General features: G+C 71.0%; 13 protein-coding genes. 4 read left to right on the forward strand and 9 right to left on the reverse strand.

Annotated features, from left to right (window positions below):
- Positions 1–87 precede the first annotated feature (87 nt).
- Positions 88–1,437 carry a cytochrome ubiquinol oxidase subunit I gene (locus tag Psi02_RS06340; protein ID WP_203972502.1) on the forward strand — a complete coding sequence of 450 codons (1,350 nt, stop codon included), beginning with the start codon at positions 88–90 and terminating at the stop codon, positions 1,435–1,437.
- On the forward strand, positions 1,437–2,447 hold the full coding sequence (locus Psi02_RS06345; RefSeq protein ID WP_203972503.1) for a cytochrome d ubiquinol oxidase subunit II: 1,011 nt from the start codon (positions 1,437–1,439) through the stop codon (positions 2,445–2,447). Before Psi02_RS06340 ends, Psi02_RS06345 begins: the two co-directional genes overlap by 1 nt.
- Here Psi02_RS06345 and Psi02_RS06350 read toward each other — a convergent pair.
- Positions 2,438–3,172 carry a Mut7-C RNAse domain-containing protein gene (locus tag Psi02_RS06350; RefSeq protein ID WP_203972504.1) on the reverse strand — a complete coding sequence of 245 codons (735 nt, stop codon included), beginning with the start codon at positions 3,170–3,172 and terminating at the stop codon, positions 2,438–2,440. The genes Psi02_RS06345 and Psi02_RS06350 overlap by 10 nt on opposite strands.
- A gap of 118 nt (positions 3,173–3,290) precedes the next feature.
- Here Psi02_RS06350 and Psi02_RS06355 point away from each other — a divergent pair, with 118 nt between their 5' ends.
- Both Psi02_RS06355 and Psi02_RS06360 read left to right on the forward strand, forming a co-directional pair.
- Positions 3,291–3,644 (forward strand): ArsR/SmtB family transcription factor, encoded by a 354-nt coding sequence (locus Psi02_RS06355; RefSeq protein ID WP_203972505.1) that lies wholly within the window; start codon positions 3,291–3,293, stop codon positions 3,642–3,644.
- The gene (locus tag Psi02_RS06360; protein WP_239094655.1) at positions 3,634–4,065 is read left to right on the forward strand and encodes an SRPBCC family protein; all 432 of its coding nucleotides are present in this window, start codon (positions 3,634–3,636) and stop codon (positions 4,063–4,065) included. Before Psi02_RS06355 ends, Psi02_RS06360 begins: the two co-directional genes overlap by 11 nt.
- Here Psi02_RS06360 and Psi02_RS06365 read toward each other — a convergent pair.
- The 8 genes from Psi02_RS06365 to betA all read right to left on the reverse strand — a co-directional run bounded on the left by Psi02_RS06365 (position 4,052) and on the right by betA (position 16,272).
- Positions 4,052–4,624 carry a sarcosine oxidase subunit gamma gene (locus Psi02_RS06365; protein ID WP_203972507.1) on the reverse strand — a complete coding sequence of 191 codons (573 nt, stop codon included), beginning with the start codon at positions 4,622–4,624 and terminating at the stop codon, positions 4,052–4,054. The two genes, Psi02_RS06360 and Psi02_RS06365, sit on opposite strands and share 14 nt — an antisense overlap.
- Complete coding sequence (locus Psi02_RS06370; protein ID WP_486352054.1) at positions 4,617–7,388, reverse strand: 2Fe-2S iron-sulfur cluster-binding protein; 2,772 nt, start codon at positions 7,386–7,388, stop codon at positions 4,617–4,619. Before Psi02_RS06370 ends, Psi02_RS06365 begins: the two co-directional genes overlap by 8 nt.
- Positions 7,385–7,642: a sarcosine oxidase subunit delta gene (locus Psi02_RS06375; protein ID WP_203952986.1), complete on the reverse strand. Its 258-nt coding sequence runs from the start codon at positions 7,640–7,642 to the stop codon at positions 7,385–7,387. Before Psi02_RS06375 ends, Psi02_RS06370 begins: the two co-directional genes overlap by 4 nt.
- A gap of 13 nt (positions 7,643–7,655) precedes the next feature.
- On the reverse strand, positions 7,656–8,870 hold the full coding sequence (locus Psi02_RS06380) for a sarcosine oxidase subunit beta family protein (protein ID WP_203972541.1): 1,215 nt from the start codon (positions 8,868–8,870) through the stop codon (positions 7,656–7,658).
- Positions 8,870–10,195, reverse strand: coding sequence for a serine hydroxymethyltransferase (gene glyA, locus Psi02_RS06385; RefSeq protein WP_203972508.1), 1,326 nt, complete (start codon positions 10,193–10,195; stop codon positions 8,870–8,872). The genes Psi02_RS06380 and glyA overlap by 1 nt, the downstream gene beginning before the upstream one ends.
- Positions 10,196–10,207: 12 nt before the next feature.
- Positions 10,208–12,625 carry a GcvT family protein gene (locus tag Psi02_RS06390; RefSeq protein ID WP_203972509.1) on the reverse strand — a complete coding sequence of 806 codons (2,418 nt, stop codon included), beginning with the start codon at positions 12,623–12,625 and terminating at the stop codon, positions 10,208–10,210.
- A gap of 549 nt (positions 12,626–13,174) precedes the next feature.
- The gene (locus Psi02_RS06395; RefSeq protein WP_425564482.1) at positions 13,175–14,641 is read right to left on the reverse strand and encodes an aldehyde dehydrogenase family protein; all 1,467 of its coding nucleotides are present in this window, start codon (positions 14,639–14,641) and stop codon (positions 13,175–13,177) included.
- Positions 14,638–16,272, reverse strand: a complete 1,635-nt coding sequence (betA, locus tag Psi02_RS06400; protein WP_203972510.1) for a choline dehydrogenase — start codon at positions 16,270–16,272, stop codon at positions 14,638–14,640. The genes Psi02_RS06395 and betA overlap by 4 nt, the downstream gene beginning before the upstream one ends.
- Between the last annotated feature and the right edge of the window lie 15 nt (positions 16,273–16,287).

The following is a 16,287-nucleotide window of genomic DNA, read 5'->3' on the forward strand; positions in this document are numbered from 1 at the left end:
CCGCGAATCGCCCGGCCGATCACCCTTGATCGTTTCCATACCCGCCGCGCGGTTTGTGCGGCGGTGGTGCCGGGGCACGGACCAGCCATGACACCGCTCGCCGTCCTGGCAGGCCCGGCGAGCCCGGCCGATCTGGTGGCGGCGCGGACCCAGATGGCGCTCTCCCTGGGCTGGCACATCGTCTTCGCCTGTCTCGGCGTGGGCATGCCCGCGCTGCTGCTGTTCACCGAATGGCGGGCCCACCGGACCGGCGACGCGGACTACCTGCGTCTCGCCCGTCGGTGGGCCACGGCGGTCGGCGTGCTCTTCGCGGTCGGGGCGGTCTCCGGCACCATCCTCAGCTTCGAGATGGGTCTGCTGTGGCCCGGCCTGATGGGCGTCTACGGCGAGGTGATCGGCCTTCCGTTCGCGCTGGAGGGCATCGCCTTCTTCATCGAGGCGATCTTCCTCGGCATCTACCTCTACGCCTGGGACCGGCTTTCTCCCCGGGCGCATCTGCTCAGCGGGGTGCCCGTGCTCGTGGCGGGTGTGGCGTCGGCCATGTTCGTCGTGTCCGCCAACGCCTGGATGAACCAGCCGCGCGGTTTCGACCTCGACGGCGGCCGGGTCACCGGGGTCGCCCCGTGGGCCGCCATGTTCAACCCGGCCACGGCTCCGCAGAGCGTTCACATGATCATCGCGGCTTTCATGGTGTCCGGGTTCGGCACCGCCGGGGTCTACGCGGTGGCGCTGCTGCGGGGCCGCCGGGACCGCTACCACCGCCTCGGCTTCCTGGTCCCGTTCACGCTCGCGGCCGCGCTCTCGCCGGTCCAGATCCTCGCGGGCGACTTCGCCGCGAGGTTCCTCGCCGGTTACCAGCCCACCAAGCTCGCCGCCGCCGAGGCGTTGTTCCGCACCGGCCCGAACGCGCCCCTGCACCTCGGCGGGCTGGTGCTCGACGGTCAAATCCGGTACGCGGTCGAGATCCCCAGCGGGCTGTCGATGCTGGTGGGCTTCACGCCCGGGACGGTCGTCCAGGGGCTGGACCGGGCCGCGCCCGCGGACCGGCCGCCGATCGCGCCCGTCCACCTCGCGTTCGACACGATGGTGGGCATCGGGACGTTGTTGCTGCTCCTGTCGGCCTGGCTGGCCCTGAGCTGGTGGCGGCGCCGCGACATGCCCGCCTCGCCGTGGTTCCTGCGGTTCGCCTCCGTCGCGGGCGTTCTCGCCGTCGTCGCGGTCGAGACGGGCTGGGTCGTGACCGAGGTGGGCAGGCAGCCCTGGATCGTGTACGGCAGGATGCGGACCTTGGAGGCGGTGAACCCCGCGCCCGGCCTGTGGGCGGGGTTCACCGTGGTGGCCGTCGTCTACGCGGTCCTCACGGTCGCCGTCGTCTACGTCCTGCGCCACGTGGCCCGCACCGGGCACGTCGCCCCCCAGGAAACCGCGGAAACCTGATGGAACCGGCGCAGATCCTCCTGGCCGTCATGTGGGTGGGGCTCACCCTCTACGCGCTGCTGGGCGGGGCCGACTTCGGCGCCGGCGTCCTGGACCTGCTCGCCGGGCGCAGCCGGGCCGGGATGCCGCAGCGGCGGCTCATCGAGCACTCGATCGGGCCGGTATGGGAGGCCAACCACGTCTGGCTGATCTTCGTGCTCGTGGTGTTGTGGACGGGCTTCCCCATGGTCTTCGCCTCGGTGATGTCCACGCTCTACATCCCGCTCACGCTGGCCGCGCTCGGGATCATCGCGAGGGGCGCCGCCTTCGCCTTCCGCAAGGCCAGCACGGAATTGTGGCAGCAACGCCTGTTCGGCGGGGCCTTCGCCCTGTCGTCCGTCCTCACCCCGTTCTTCCTCGGAACGGTCGCCGGGGCGATCGCGTCCGGCAGGGTCGAACCGGGTCTCGCGGCGGGTGACCTGGTGACGAGCTGGCTGAACCCGACCTCGCTGCTGGGAGGCGCGCTCGCCGTCCTGGTCTGCGCCTACCTGGCGGCGGTCTACCTGTGCGACGACGCCGCCCGCTCGGGAACGCCGGAACTGGCGGACGGCTTCCGCCTCCGCGCCCTCGTGGCCGCCGCCGCGACCGGCGCCGTCGCGCTCGCCGGCATCGCGGTGCTCCATCAGGACGCGCCCCGCCTGTACTCCGGCCTCACCCACCGGGCGCTGCCCCTGGTCGTGGCCAGCGCCGTGCTCGGGATCGCGTCGATCGTCCTGCTCTGGCGGCGGCGCCACCTGCTCGTGCGGGCGGCGGCCGTGCTCGCCGTCGTGGCCGTCATGTGGGGCTGGCCGGTCGCCCAGTATCCCGCCGTGTTGCCGCCGGGGCTCACCTACCAGGAGGCCGCCGCGACGCCGGTGGTGATCACTACCGTCCTCGTGGTGGCCGGGGTGGGCGCGCTGCTGGTGCTGCCGTCCATCCTCTGGCTGTTCCTCCTCCAGCGCCGCATGCCGTACGACTCCCATCAGACGTGACCGACGTTCGTGGTTCCTGCCAGGCGCGACGCGCTCTCCACGATGGCCTCCAGCCGGTTCCCGTGCGCTCCGCGCCAGTAGACGTGGCCGCAGTCGGGGCATCGGGCGAACGTGTCGTAGCTCCGCCTGGTCCCCGGCGGCAGGACTTCTTCGATCTCGGCCTTGGCGACCGGGGACAGGAGTCCGTTGCATGCCGTGCACCGGGTCCAGGGTGCGAGTGGCGGCGCGAAACGATCGAGCGTGTCGCGGAACTGATCGTCCGGGCGCGCGCCGCGGACGTAGGCGCCGAGCCACAGGCTCCGGCGGAACAGCAGCCGGCGATCCTTGGTGAGCAGCACTCTCCGCTCGGCGTTCGCCTGGATGATCAGCGCGTCGTCGTCGAGGTCGTTCCGGTAGGCGACGTCGACGCCGACGAGGCGCAGCCGCCTGGCGAGCGTGCCGAGGTGGACGTCGAGGACGAACCGGGGAGCAGGGATCCGCTGCGGCCTCGGCATCCCGCACACGTGGACGACGTCGGCCGTGCTCGGACGGTACGACGGCGTGATCGGCCGGCCGCCGGTCAGAAGCGAGCCGATCTCCGGGAGCGGGATGCCCGCCGACTCGACGACGTGCCCCAGCGACGACGTGCCGTCGTAAGGAAGGCGCAGATCGGCGTGCCGCCGGCGGGGCGGGAGGAACAGCCACAGCTCCGCCGCGACGCGCAGGTCGAGTTTCCCGCGGACCATGCCTCCATCATGCCGGGGCGCTCAGGACGGGCACTCGACCGCGTCGGCGGGCACGCGATGACGCGTAGGAGATTTCCTACGGTTGACACGTAGGAAATCTCCTACCTATTGTTTCCTCATGACAGGAAGCGAGCGCGTGACGGCGGGGAACGCGGACGTCTTCGCCGCTCTCGCCAGTCCCGTGCGGCGCGAGCTGACGGCGCTGTTGCTGAGAGGGCCGCGGTCGGTGAACGACCTGGCCTCGCATTTCGAGATGAGCCGTCCGAGCGTCTCCGAGCATCTCCGGGTGCTGCGCGACGCCGGGCTGGTCAGCGAGGAGCGCAGCGGACGGCGGCGGCTCTACCGGTTGGAGGCGGAGCCGCTGATGGAAGTGTCGCGCTGGCTCTCGCCGTACGAGCGGTTCTGGCGGGACAGGCTCGCCGGGCTGCGTGAACTGCTGGATGAGGAGGATGGCGATGACCATGAGCACTGATCGGACGTCGATCGAGGTCGACGAGTTCCTGCCGCACCCGCCTGCCAAGGTGTGGCGCGCCCTGACCGATCCTGCCCTGCAGGAGCGCTGGCTGATGGCGGGTGACATGAAACCCGTGGTGGGGCACCGCTTCACCTTCACCACCCGGCCGATCCCGCAGGTCGAGTTCGACGGGGTGATCTCGTGCGAGGTGCTCGACGTCGAGGAGGGACGCCTGCTGCGCATCAGCTGGCGAGGCGGATCGCTGGACACCACGGTCACCTGGAGACTGGTCGCCGAGGGACAGGGGACCCGGCTCTTCGTCGAGCACGCGGGCTTCGACCTCGACGACCCGGCTCAGGCCTTCGCGTTCACGAACATGGGCAGCGGCTGGCGTTCCACGGTGATGCGGTCGCTCCTCAAGACACTCAGCGAGATGTGACCGTCCCCTCCGGCAGGTATTCGGCGGCGGCGTCGAGGAGCCAGTCCGCGAGGTAGCCCGCGAACGAGGACCGCACGAACACGCGGAACCCGTCGTCCTCCCGGGCGGCGAGCACGACCTGCGCGCGGGCGAGCATCGTCTGCGCGCAGCGCCCCGGGCCGAACACCCGGGGATGCAGATCGAGGGCGCAGCCGTGCGCGAGCAGGTCACGTGACCTCGGACCGTCCACGGCGACGACCGTGCGCTGGGCCGACACGTCGGTGATCCCCACGTGGGCCGTCCCCGCCGCCGCCCGGATCGTCGCCTCGAGATCGTGGCCCCGCGCCCCGACCACCAGCCACTCGTCGGGCCCCATCCAGAGCACGTCGGCGTCCGCGCTCGTGCAGGTGCCCGGCTCGGTCGGCAGTGGCGCGCCCAGCGCCACCCCGATGTCGGCGGCCGCCCGGCTCTTGGGATCCACCCGCAGGTTGATCTGCGTGAGGAAGGGGATCTCCGCGATCCGCAGGTCGTCGGCCGACACCGGCGTGAACCGGGCCAGCGGGCTCAGTCGCTCAGCCATCGCGGCGGGCTCCCTCGGGGTCGTAGAGGATGTGGGACGTGACGGTGACGGGGACCTGCTCGCCGCCGAGCGGGACGTACAACACCTCGCCCATCCGATCGCGCCCGCCGCTGACCAGGGCGAGTGCGAAGGTGCTGCCGAGAACCGCGCTCCGGTAGCTCGACGTCACGTGGCCGAGGGTCGGTACGGGCGGCTCGGGCAGTGTGCTCGTCTCCACCAGGTGGGCGCCTTCGGGGAGCAGGCGGCCGGGATCGGCGGGCAACAGGCCGACCAGGTGCTTGCGGTCCGGCCGGCTCGTGTCGGCCCTGGCGAACGACCTCTTCCCGATGAAGTCGGGTTTCTTCTTCGACACGACCCAGTCCATGCCGAGGTCGGCCGGGGTGACCGTGCCGTCGGTGTCCTGGCCGACGATCGGGTAGCCCTTCTCCGCGCGCAGGACGTGCATGGTCTCGGTGCCGTACGGCGTGACCACCCCCGTCCCCATGACCGCCTCCCACAGGGCGAGGCCGTCCCACGCGTTGACGTTGATCTCATAGGCGAGCTCGCCGGAGAAGCTGATCCGGCACACCCGCGCGGCCAGCCCGGCCACCTCGGTGTCCCGCCAGGTCATGAAGGGGAAACTCGCCGCGTCCACGGCCAGGCCCGGGGCCAGTCCGGCCAGCACGTCACGGGAGCCGGGACCGGCGAGGGCCACCGTCGCCCAGTGCTCGGTTACCGACGTGCAGTAGACGCGCAGCCCCGGCCACTCGGTCTGGAGCCACTCCTCCATCCAGTCGAGCACGGCCGCCGCGTTGCCCGTGGTCGTGGTCACCAGGAACCGGTCGTCCGCCAGGCGGATCACGGTGCCGTCGTCGAAGACCATCCCGTCGGGCCTGCACATGACGCCGTAGCGGATCGCGCCCACCTTGAGGGTGCTCATCATGTTCGTGTAGATCCGGTCGAGGAACTCCGCCGCGTCCGGGCCCTGCACGTCGATCTTGCCGAGTGTGGAGGCGTCCATCGCGCCCACGGACTCCCGTACGGCGCCGCACTCGCGCAGGACCGCCGTCTCCATGTCCTCGCCCGCACGCGGGTAGTACCAGGGCCGCTTCCACTGGCCGACGTTCTCGAACGGCGCGCCGTAGGCCACGTGCCATTCGTGCAGAGACGTGGTCCGCACCGGATCGTGCAGCGCGCCCCTGTGCCGTCCCGCGAGCGTCGCGAAGCCGACCGGCACGTACGGCGCGCGGAACGTGGTGGTGCCGAGATCGCCGAGCGGCAGGCCGAGGGCGTGGCCGACGACCGCGCTGGTGAGGACACCCGACAGCTTGCCCTGGTCGTGTGCCGTGCCCGCCGTGGTGTAGCGCTTGACGTGCTCGACCGAGCGCAGGCCCGCTCCGGTCGCCCGCATGACGTCGGCGACGGTGACGTCTCGCTGGAGGTCCACGAAGTGCGTGCTGTAGTCGGCCCCGGGCACGAGCCACAGGTGCTCTGCCGGTGCGGCCGGGTCCTCGTCCGGCGTGCGCGGGACCTCGAACGTGCCCTCCACGCGGAACCCGGCGGCCTCGGCGGCCCGCGCTCCGGCGGCGGCGCCGTCCTCCAGGCATCCGGCCAGGGTGAACACTCCGCGAGCGGCGCCCGCGACCTCGACCGCCTGCCGCGCGGACGCGGGTACGAACGAGCCGATCCCGTCGTCGTGGCGCAGGTCGCCGCCCGACTGGCTGAACAGGTGGACCAGCGGGCTCCAGCCACCGGACACGAGCAGCAGGTCGGCCTCGATCTCCCGGCCGGCCCCGCCGTCAGAGGGGGAGACGGTGACGGACGAGACGCCGTCGTCTCCGCCGACCGCGGTGACCACGTGGCCGGTGAGGATCTCCACGCCGTCTCCGCCGCGACTGGGGGTCGCCCGCGTGTCGACGATCGCGGCGATCTCCACGCCGGCCGCCGCGAGGTCCCTGGCAGCGGCGTAGGCGCTGTCGTTCGTGGTGAACACGACCGCACGGTCGCCGGGGAGGACTCCGTGGCGGTTGGCGTACGCGCGTGCCGACCCGGCCAGCATGACGCCCGGCCGGTCGTTGCCCGCGAAGGCGATCGGCCGCTCGTGCGCTCCGGTCGCCAGCACGACGCGGCGGGCCCTGATGCGCCACACGCGCTCGCGCGAGTGGGCGTGCTCTCCGCGGCGCTCGACGGCGACGAGGTAGTTGTCGTCGTAGTAGCCGAACACGCTGGTGCGGCGCAGCACCCGGATGTCGGGACGGCCGTCGAGCGCGTCCAGCGTCGCGGCCGCCCACTCGGCTCCCGCCACGCCGCCGACCGTCTCCGCCGTGTCCGGCAGGCTGCCGCCCGCGATCGGCCGGTCGTCCGCGATGATCACTCGGGCGCCGGTCTCCGCCGCCACCGTCGCGGCCGCCAGCCCGGCCGGGCCCGCGCCCACGACGAGGACGTCGCAGTGCGCGTGGACGGCGTCGTAGCGTGCCGTGTCCGTCTCGTCGGTCAGCCGGCCCCTTCCCGAGAGGCCGTGCGCGTCGAGCCCGTCGCGCAATTCGACGGTCGTGGCCTGCAGCATCGGCTCCGCGGCGACCTGGACGAGGGCGTTGGGCTCCTCCGTCCAGGCGGCGTAGATCCCCCGGGGGCGGCCGAGCGCCGGACTGGCGGCCACGGTGCGCACGCCGTTGGCGAGCAGGGCGGAGGCCAGTGTGTCGCCTCGGACCCCCTCGTAGTCGCGGCCGTCGAAACGGAACCGCACCGTCTCGCCCTGCCACCCGGTCATCCGACGGGATGTCACGCGGTCACCTCGCCGGCCTCGATCTCGTTGGTGGCGGTGTTCCGTACGGCGTTGAACCAGCGGCGGCAGCCCGCCGTGTGGTTCCACCGTTCGGCGAACCGCCCCTTCGGGTTGTCACGGAAGAAGAGATAGCGGGCCCACTCCTCGTCGGAGAGCGCCGCGGGGTTCTCGGGGTAGGCGACGTGCGCCTGCCCGCCGTAGTGGAACTCGGCCTCGTCGCGCGGCCCGCACCACGGACAGGGGATCAGCAGCATCGGGGGATCTCCTTCAGTGGGCCACGGCCGCCGCGCCGTGCTCGTCCACGAGCGCGCCGGTGGTGAACCGTTCGAGCGAGAAGGGGGCGTTGAGCGGATGCGGCTCGCCGTGGGCGATCGTGTGCGCGTAGCACCAGCCCACGCCCGGCGTCGCCTTGAAGCCGCCGGTTCCCCAGCCGCAGTTGACGAGCAGGCCGTCCACGGGCGTCTTGCCGACCACGGGGGAGGCGTCCGGGGTGACGTCGACGATCCCCGCCCAGGTGCGCAGGACGTGGGCCCGCGCAAAGATCGGGAAGAGCTCCAGAGCCGCCGACATCTGCTGCTCGATGATGTGGAACGCGCCGCGCTGGCGGTAGGAGTTGTACGGGTCGATGCCCGCGCCCATGACCAGTTCGCCCTTGTGCGCCTGGCTGACGTAGACGTGCACGGCGTTGGACATGACCACCGTCGGGTGCACCGGCTCCAGCAGCTCCGACACGAGCGCCTGGAGCGGGTGGGTCTGCACCGGCAACTCCACCCCGGCGGTCGCCGCGACGACGGAGGAGTGGCCGGCGGCGGACAGGGCCACCGTGCCCGCCGCGATCCTGCCCTTCGTCGTCTGGACGGCCTGGACCCGGCCGCCGGCCACCTCGACGCCGGTGACCTCGCAGTTCTCGATCAGGTGCACGCCCATCGCCGCGGCGGCCCTGGCGAAGCCCCAGGCCACGTAGTCGTGCTTGGCGATGCCCGCGCGCGGCTGGTAGGTCGCGCCCAGCACCGGATAGCGCACGTCGGGCGAGACGTTGACGATCGGGCAGATCTCCTTGACCTCGTCGGGCCCCAGCCATTCCGCGTCGACGCCGTTGAGGCGGTTGGCGTGGACCCGGCGCACGCTGTCCCTGACGTCCTGCAGGCTGTGCGCCAGGTTGAGCACGCCGCGCTGGCTGAACAGGATCGGATACCCGAGGTCGTCCTCGAGCCCCTCCCACAGCTTGAGGGCGTGCTCGTAGATCCCGGCGCTCTCGTCCCACAGGTAGTTGGACCGGATGATCGTGGTGTTGCGGGCCATGTTGCCGCCCGCCAGCCAGCCGCGCTCCAGCACCGCCACGTCGGTGATCCCGTGGTTCTTGGCCAGGTAGTAGGCCGTCGCCAGCCCGTGGCCGCCTCCGCCGACGATCACCACGTCGTACGAGCGTTTCGGCTCGGGGCTGCTCCACAACCAGTCGGGATGCTCGGGGACGTCCCGCATCACGAACCATCTCCGGCGTTCTCGTCGGTGTAGAGCGGGTGCTTCGCGGCCAGGGCCTCGACGCGTCCGCGCAGGTGGGCGATGGAGGACTCGTCGCCGTCGCCGATCAGGGCCGCCGCGATGACGTCGGAGACCTCCTGGAAGTCGGCGGCCTGGAATCCGCGCGTCGCGAGCGCGGGGGTCCCGATCCTGAGTCCGGAGGTGACCATCGGAGGGCGGGGGTCGAACGGCACGGCGTTGCGGTTGACGGTGATCCCGGCCGCGTGCAGCCGGTCCTCCGCCTGCCTGCCGTCCAGTTCGGACTCGCGCAGGTCGACCAGCACCAGGTGGACGTCCGTACCGCCGGAGATGACCCGCACGCCCGCCGCGGCGGCGTCGGGTTCGAGGAGGCGGGCGGCGAGGATGCGCGCCCCTTCGAGCGTGCGCCGCTGACGGTCGGCGAACCAGGCGCTCGCCGCGATCTTGAAGGAGACCGCCTTGGCCGCGATGACGTGTTCGAGCGGGCCGCCCTGCTGACCGGGGAACACCGCCGAGTTGATCTTCTTGGCCAGTTCCTCCGAGGAGAGGATGACGCCGCCTCTCGGCCCGCCGAGGGTCTTGTGGGTGGTCGTCGTGACGACGTGGGCGTGCGGCACGGGGGAGGGGTGCAGCCCCGCGGCCACCAGGCCGGCGAAGTGGGCCATGTCGACCATGAGGTACGCCCCGACCTCGTCGGCGATCCGCCGGAAGGCCGCGAAGTCGAGGTGGCGGGGGTACGCCGACCAGCCCGCGATGATCAGCTTGGGCCGGTGCTCCCTGGCCAGCCGCTCCACCTCGTCCATGTCCACGAGGTTGTCGCTCTCCCGCACGTGGTAGGCGACCACGTTGTAGAGGCGGCCGGAGAAGTTGATCCGCATGCCGTGTGTCAGGTGGCCGCCGTGCGCGAGATCCAGCCCGAGGATCGTGTCGCCGGGCTCGAGCAGGGCCGCCATGACCGCCGCGTTGGCCTGGGCGCCCGAGTGCGGCTGCACGTTGGCCGCCTCCGCTCCGAACAGGCCCTTCACCCGGTCGATCGCCAGCCGCTCGATGACGTCGACGTGCTCGCAGCCGCCGTAGTAGCGCCGGCCCGGGTAGCCCTCGGCGTACTTGTTGGTCAGGACGGACCCCTGCGCCCGCATGACCGACACCGGGGCGAAGTTCTCCGAGGCGATCATCTCGAGCGTGGACTGCTGGCGGTGCAGTTCGGCGCCGATCGCCGCCGCGACCTCGGGGTCGGCCTCGGCGAGCGGTATGTCGACCAGCGATTCGGGTGAGTTCAAGGCGGGTCCTCCAGAGGTGGTGCTCATGCGGCGACCGCGTCAGCCGCGGAGGCGTTCCATGGCGGGGTCGAACAGGGGTTCCTCGGCGACGACCGCGGCGATCCGCCGGTCGAAGTACCCGATGTGCACCACCTGGCCGGGGGTGGACAGCTCGGTGGGAAGCCAGGCGTAGGCGATGCCCTTGCCGATCGTGTAGCCGTAGGCCGCGCTCGTGACGTAGCCGACGCAGTGGTCGCCGTCGTACACCGGCTCCTTGCCCATGACCACGGCCTCGGGGCCGTCGATGGTCAGGCAGGTCAGGCGCCGCCGTACGTCCTGGCGGCGTTCGAGCAGGGCCTCGCGGCCGATGAAGTCGCCCTTGTCGGGCTTGACGGCGAAGGCGAGGCCCGCCTCGAAGGGATCGTGCTCGTAGGTCATGTCCGTGCCGAACGACCGGTAGCCCTTCTCCAGCCGGAGGCTGTTGAAGGCCCCGCGGCCGCCCGCGATGATCCCGTGCTCCTGGCCGGCCTCCCACAGGGTGTCCCAGAGCTTGGCGCCCATGTCGGCGGTCGTGTAGAGCTCCCAGCCGAGTTCCCCGATGTAGGACAGCCGCAGCGCCGTGACGGGAACCGCCCCGACGTAGGCCTTCTTGCCGCGGAAGTAGCGGAAGCCGTCCTTGGAGAAGTCGCGCCCGGCCAGTGGCGCCACGACCTCACGGGCACGGGGCCCCCAGATGCCGATACAACACGTCCCGGCCGTGATGTCGCGGACGACGACCGTGCCGTCGGCGTGCCGGTGGAACCAGTCCAGGTCCAGGTTGCCGTTGGCGCCCACCTGGTAGTGGTCGCGGCCCAGCCTCGCGATGGTGACGTCGCTGCGGATGCCGCCGTCCTCGTCGAGCAGCAGGCAGTACGTCACCGAGCCGACGGACTTGTCGACGTCGCCGGTCGACAGGCGCTGGAGGAAGGCCGTGGCTCCGGGCCCGCTGACCTCGATGCGCTTGAGCGCCGACATGTCGTACACGGCCACGGACTCGCGGGACGCCTGGGCCTCCGCGCCGACGATGGGCGACCAGTGGCGGGACGCCCAGTCGCCGGGGTGGGGGATGTCCCTGCCGTCGGCCAGGCCGGCGTTGGCGCCGTACCACTGGGGCCGCTCCCAGCCGGTCGCCTCCAGGAAGTACGCGCCGAGCTCGCGCTCGCGGGTGTGGAAGGGGCTGGTCCGCAGCGGCCGGAGGTCCGCCGGGGGCTCCAGCGGATGGATGATGTCGTAGACCTCGACGTAGTTCTGGCAGTCGCGGGCCAGGACGTAGTCGGGGGCGAGCTGGTGTTGCTCGAACCGGTTCACGTCGCACTCGTGCAGGTCGAACGAGGAGCAGTGGCCGTCGGCCAGCCACTCGGCCATGGCCCTGCCGACGCCGGCCGAGTGCGTCACCCACACGGCCTCGGCCACCCAGAAGCCCTTGACCTCGGGGGACTCGCCGAGCAGCGGCATGTTGTCGGTCGTGAAGGAGAACAGCCCGTTGATGCCCTCCTCGACCTTGGCGTCGCGCGTGTCCGGCAGCAGCGACCGGGTCTCGGCCCAGGCGGGCGCGAAATCGTCCTCGGTGAAGGTCAGCACCGAGGGCATGACCTCCGCCTCGCCGAAGGGCAGGATCTCGTCGGAGGTGATCGGCAGGGGGCGATGGCCGTAGTAGCCGATGCCCAGCCGGTCGAACCGTTCGCGGTAGTAGAGGTCGGCGTCCTGGTGCCGCAGGATCGGTCGGACGGCCTCGTCGGCCTGGCCTTCGAGAGCGGCGACGGGGCCGGTCCAGGCGAGCTGGTGCGCGAGCGGCGTGAGGGGGAGCGTCATGCCCGCCATGCGGGCGACCTTGGGCCCCCAGATTCCGGCGCAGCAGACCACGATGTCCGCGGGGATCTCGCCCTGGTCGGTCACGACTCCGGTGACCCGGCCGTCTTCGTTGCGGATGTCGAGGACCTCGTGCCGGTCGAGGACGCGGACACCGCGCTCGCGTGCGCGTTCGAGCTGGACGTCGACCGCGCGGACGGCCTTGGCCAGGCCGTCGGTGGGGACGAACAGCCCGCCGAGCACCCGGTCGGCGGACAGGAGGGAGTGCCGCTCGACGCATTCCTCGGGGGTCAGCAGGTGCGCTTCCAGGCCCCAGGCGGTGGCCCAGCCGTGGCGCCTGCGCAGTTCGACGAGGCGCTCGGGCGTGGTGGCGACCTCGAGTCCGCCCACCTGGAGGAAACAGCCGAGCGCGCTCAGCTTCTCGACCGTGTACCTGGCCATCTCGGTCATGGTCTTGGACGAGTTCGTCTGGAAGACCAGGCCGGGGGCGTGGGACGACGAGCCGCCCGTGGCCGGAACCGGGCCCTGGTCGACGACCGTGATCTCGGTCCAGCCCTTGGCGGAGAGCTCTTCGGCGAGGGCGGCCCCGACGACTCCGGCTCCGATGATGACGACGCGCGGGCCAGCCATGTACACCTCCGTCGTTGCGCATGTCGAAACGTCATGCGCGTCCCGCAACAGCGTCCTATTCACCCCATATGCCTGTCAAGAACATCCTTCTCCCGTAAATCCCCCTCCCTTTCCCGCCCCTTCCCGCGTGATCATGCACAGGTTCGGCGGAATGCCTGCCGACCCGCGCAAACCTCGGTCGTGATCATGCACAAGTTCGGAATCATGCCCGTCTACCGGCGGAGATTCATTTCGTGATCATGCGCGAGCGGCTTTGCATGATCACGTCAGCTATTAGCGCTGATCAGGCCGTACGTCTGCGAATCTGCGCATGATCACGGCATGGATTCGGGCAGGGCAACCCGTCTGCGGCCGAACCCGTGCATGATCACGGCGGAGGTTCGTGCAGGTCAACGCGGCCATCGCCGAACCTGTGCATGATCACGACCGAGGTTTGCGCGGGTCGGCAGGCATGTCGCCGAAGGTGTGCATGATCACGGAGTGGGTTTGGGCAGGCAGACGGGCGTGATCACGAATGTGTGCATGATCACGCCCGAGGGGTGGAGGGGGTTAGGGGGTGAACCAGTTTTGGGGGGTGGGGGAGATGTTCTGCCAGATGTGCTTGGGTTCGCGGTATTCGTTGAGGCCGGTCGGGCCCAGCTCCCGCCCGACGCCTGACTGCTTGAATCCGCCCCACTCCGCCTGTGGCACATAGGGGTGGTAGTCGTTGATCCACACGGTTCCGTGGCGGAGGCGCCGGGCCACCCGTGCGGCCTTGCCCGCGTCCTGGGTCCACACCGCGCCCGCCAGGCCGTAGTCGGTGTCGTTGCCCAGCCTGACCGCCTCGTCCTCGTCGCGGAAGCGCTCGACCGTCAGCACGGGGCCGAACGACTCCTCCCGGACCACTCGCATCTCCCTGTGGCACTCGTCGAGCACGGTCGGCGGGTAGAAGTTGCCCTTCCCCGGCAGCCGCTGCCCGCCACAGCGCAGCACGGCGCCCTCGGCCACGCCGGCCGCCACGTAGGCCTCGACCTTGGCCAGGTGCGCCGCCGAGATCAGCGGTCCGGTCTCCGCCTCGGAGTCGAACGGCCCGCCCAGCCTGATCCGCGAGGCCCGCCGTACGACCTCGTCGACGAACGCGTCGTGCAGCGAGTCCTCGACGAGCAGGCGCGCGCCCGCCGAGCAGACCTGTCCCGAGTGGAGGAAGACGGCGGTGAGCGCGAAGTCGACGGCGGCCTCGAAGTCGGCGTCGGCGAAGACGATGTTGGGGTTCTTGCCGCCGAGTTCCAGGGCGACCTTCTTCACCGTCGCGGCCGCGGAGGCCATGATGACCCGCCCCGTGGCGAGTCCGCCGGTGAAGGACACCATGTCGACGTCCGGGTGGTCCGCGAGCGGGGCGCCCACCGAGGCTCCCGCGCCGAGCACGAGGTTGGCCACGCCCTCGGGCAGCCCGGCCTCCTCCAGCAGCCGCATGAGCATGATGGCCGTGGACGGCGTGAGCTCACTCGGCTTCAGGACGAACGTGTTGCCGGTGACGAGCGCGGGGGCGACCTTCCACGACGTCTGCAGCAGCGGGTAGTTCCAGGGCGTGATGAGCCCGCACACGCCGACCGGCTCGTACACGACCCGGCTGATCGCGTCGTCACGACCGGTGTCGATCACGCGCCCGGCGTCGGTCCCGGCGAGGCCGCCGAAATAGCGGAAGCACTTCACCACGTCGTCGACGTCGTACTCGCTCTCCACCAGCCGCTTGCCGGTGTCGAGCGACTCGGCCGTGGCGATCTCCTTGCGGTCGCGCTCCAGGAGGTCGGCCACGCGCAGCAGCAGCGCTCCGCGTTCCCGCTCGGGCGTCCCCGGCCACGGTCCTTCGTCGAACGCGGCCCGCGCCGCGGCGATGGCCAGCTCGGTGTCGTCACGAGTCGCCTCGGCGACCGTCGTCACGAGCCCGCCGTCGGCCGGCGAAAGGATCTCGCGGCTGCCGCCCGCGACCGGCTCCCGCCAGGTCCCGCCGATGTAGAGATCTTTCAACGTGCTCACTTCACCTTCTGGTGACGGTAGAACTCGACCGGCTCGGCGGGCAGGGGGGTGTTGCCGAGGATCAGGTCGGCGGACTTCTCCGCCAGCATCATCACCGGGGCGTATATGTTCCCGTTGGTCACGTACGGCATGGCGGACGCGTCCACCACCCGCAGCCCCTCCAGGCCGTGCACCCGCATGGTCAGCGGGTCGATGACGGAGAGCTCGTCGACGCCCATCCGCGCCGTGCACGAGGGGTGCAGCGCGGTCTCGCCGTCCCTGGCCACCCAGTCGAGGATCTCCTGGTCGGTCGAGACGGAAGGACCCGGCGACAGCTCTCCCGCGTTGTACCGGCCCATCGCGGGCTGGTTGAGGATGTCACGGGCCACCCGCACGGCCTCGACCCACTCGCGCCGGTCCTGGTCGGTGGACAGATAGTTGAACCGGAGCGCGGGGTGTTCCCGGGGGTCGGTGCTCTTGATCTTCACGGAGCCGCGGGCGTCGGAGTACATGGGCCCGATGTGCACCTGATACCCGTGCCCGCCCGCGGGCGAGCTGCCGTCGTAGCGCACGGCGACGGGCAGGAAGTGGAACATCAGGTTCGGGTACTCGACGTCCTCGTTGCTCCGGGTGAACCCGCCGGCCTCGAAGTGGTTGCTCGCTCCCGGACCCTTGCGCAGGAACAGCCACTGCGCCCCGATCCACGGCCGGTTGCGCAGCTTCATCGCCGGCTGCAGCGAGACGGGCTCCTTGCAGCCGTACTGGATGTAGACCTCCAGATGGTCCTGCAGGTTCTCCCCGACGCCCGGCAGGTCGTGGACGACGTCGACGCCGAGCGCCTTCAGCTCCGCGGCGTTGCCGACGCCGGAGAGCTGAAGCAGCTGGGGCGAGTTGATCGCGCCGCCGCAGAGGATCACCTCGCCGGCCCGGACGGTCTTGCCGTTGTACTCGACGCCGACCGCCCGCTTCCCCTCGAAGAGGATCTTCGTGACGAACGCCCGGGTCTTGATCTCCAGGTTGGGCCGGTTCTTCACCGGGTGGAGGTAGGCGCGGGCGGCCGACAGGCGGCGTCCGCGCCGGACGTTGCGGTCGAAGCGGGCGAAGCCCTCCTGCCGGTACCCGTTCACGTCGTCCGTCAGCGGGTAGCCCGCCTCCTGGACGGCCTCGAAGAACGCCGAGAACAGCGGGTTGCGCACCGGCCCGCGCTCGAGCACCAGCGGGCCGTCGTGCCCGCGCATGGGGTCGTCCGCGTCGGCCGCGAGGCAGGTCTCCATGCGCTTGAAGTACGGCAGGCAGTGGGCGAAGTCCCACGTCTCCATGCCGGGGTCGGCTCCCCAGCGCTCGTAGTCCAGGGGGTTGCCGCGCTGGAAGATCATCCCGTTGATGCTGCTGGAGCCGCCCAGCACCTTGCCCCTGGCGTGGTAGATCCGGCGGCCGTTCATGTGCGGCTCGGGCTCGGACTCGTACTTCCAGTCGTAGAAGCGGCTGCCGATCGGAAAGGTCAGCGCCGCGGGCATGTGGATGAAGACGTCCCACGGATAGTCCGGTCTGCCGGCCTCCAGCACGAGCACCCGGTTCGACGGGTCGGCCGACAACCGGTTCGCTAAAGCGCTGCCGGCCGATCCACCGCCGACTATGACAAAGTCGTACATGTCTGCCTCCCGGGC

It is taken from the genome of Planotetraspora silvatica (assembly GCF_016863315.1).
Classification (GTDB): domain Bacteria; phylum Actinomycetota; class Actinomycetes; order Streptosporangiales; family Streptosporangiaceae; genus Planotetraspora; species Planotetraspora silvatica.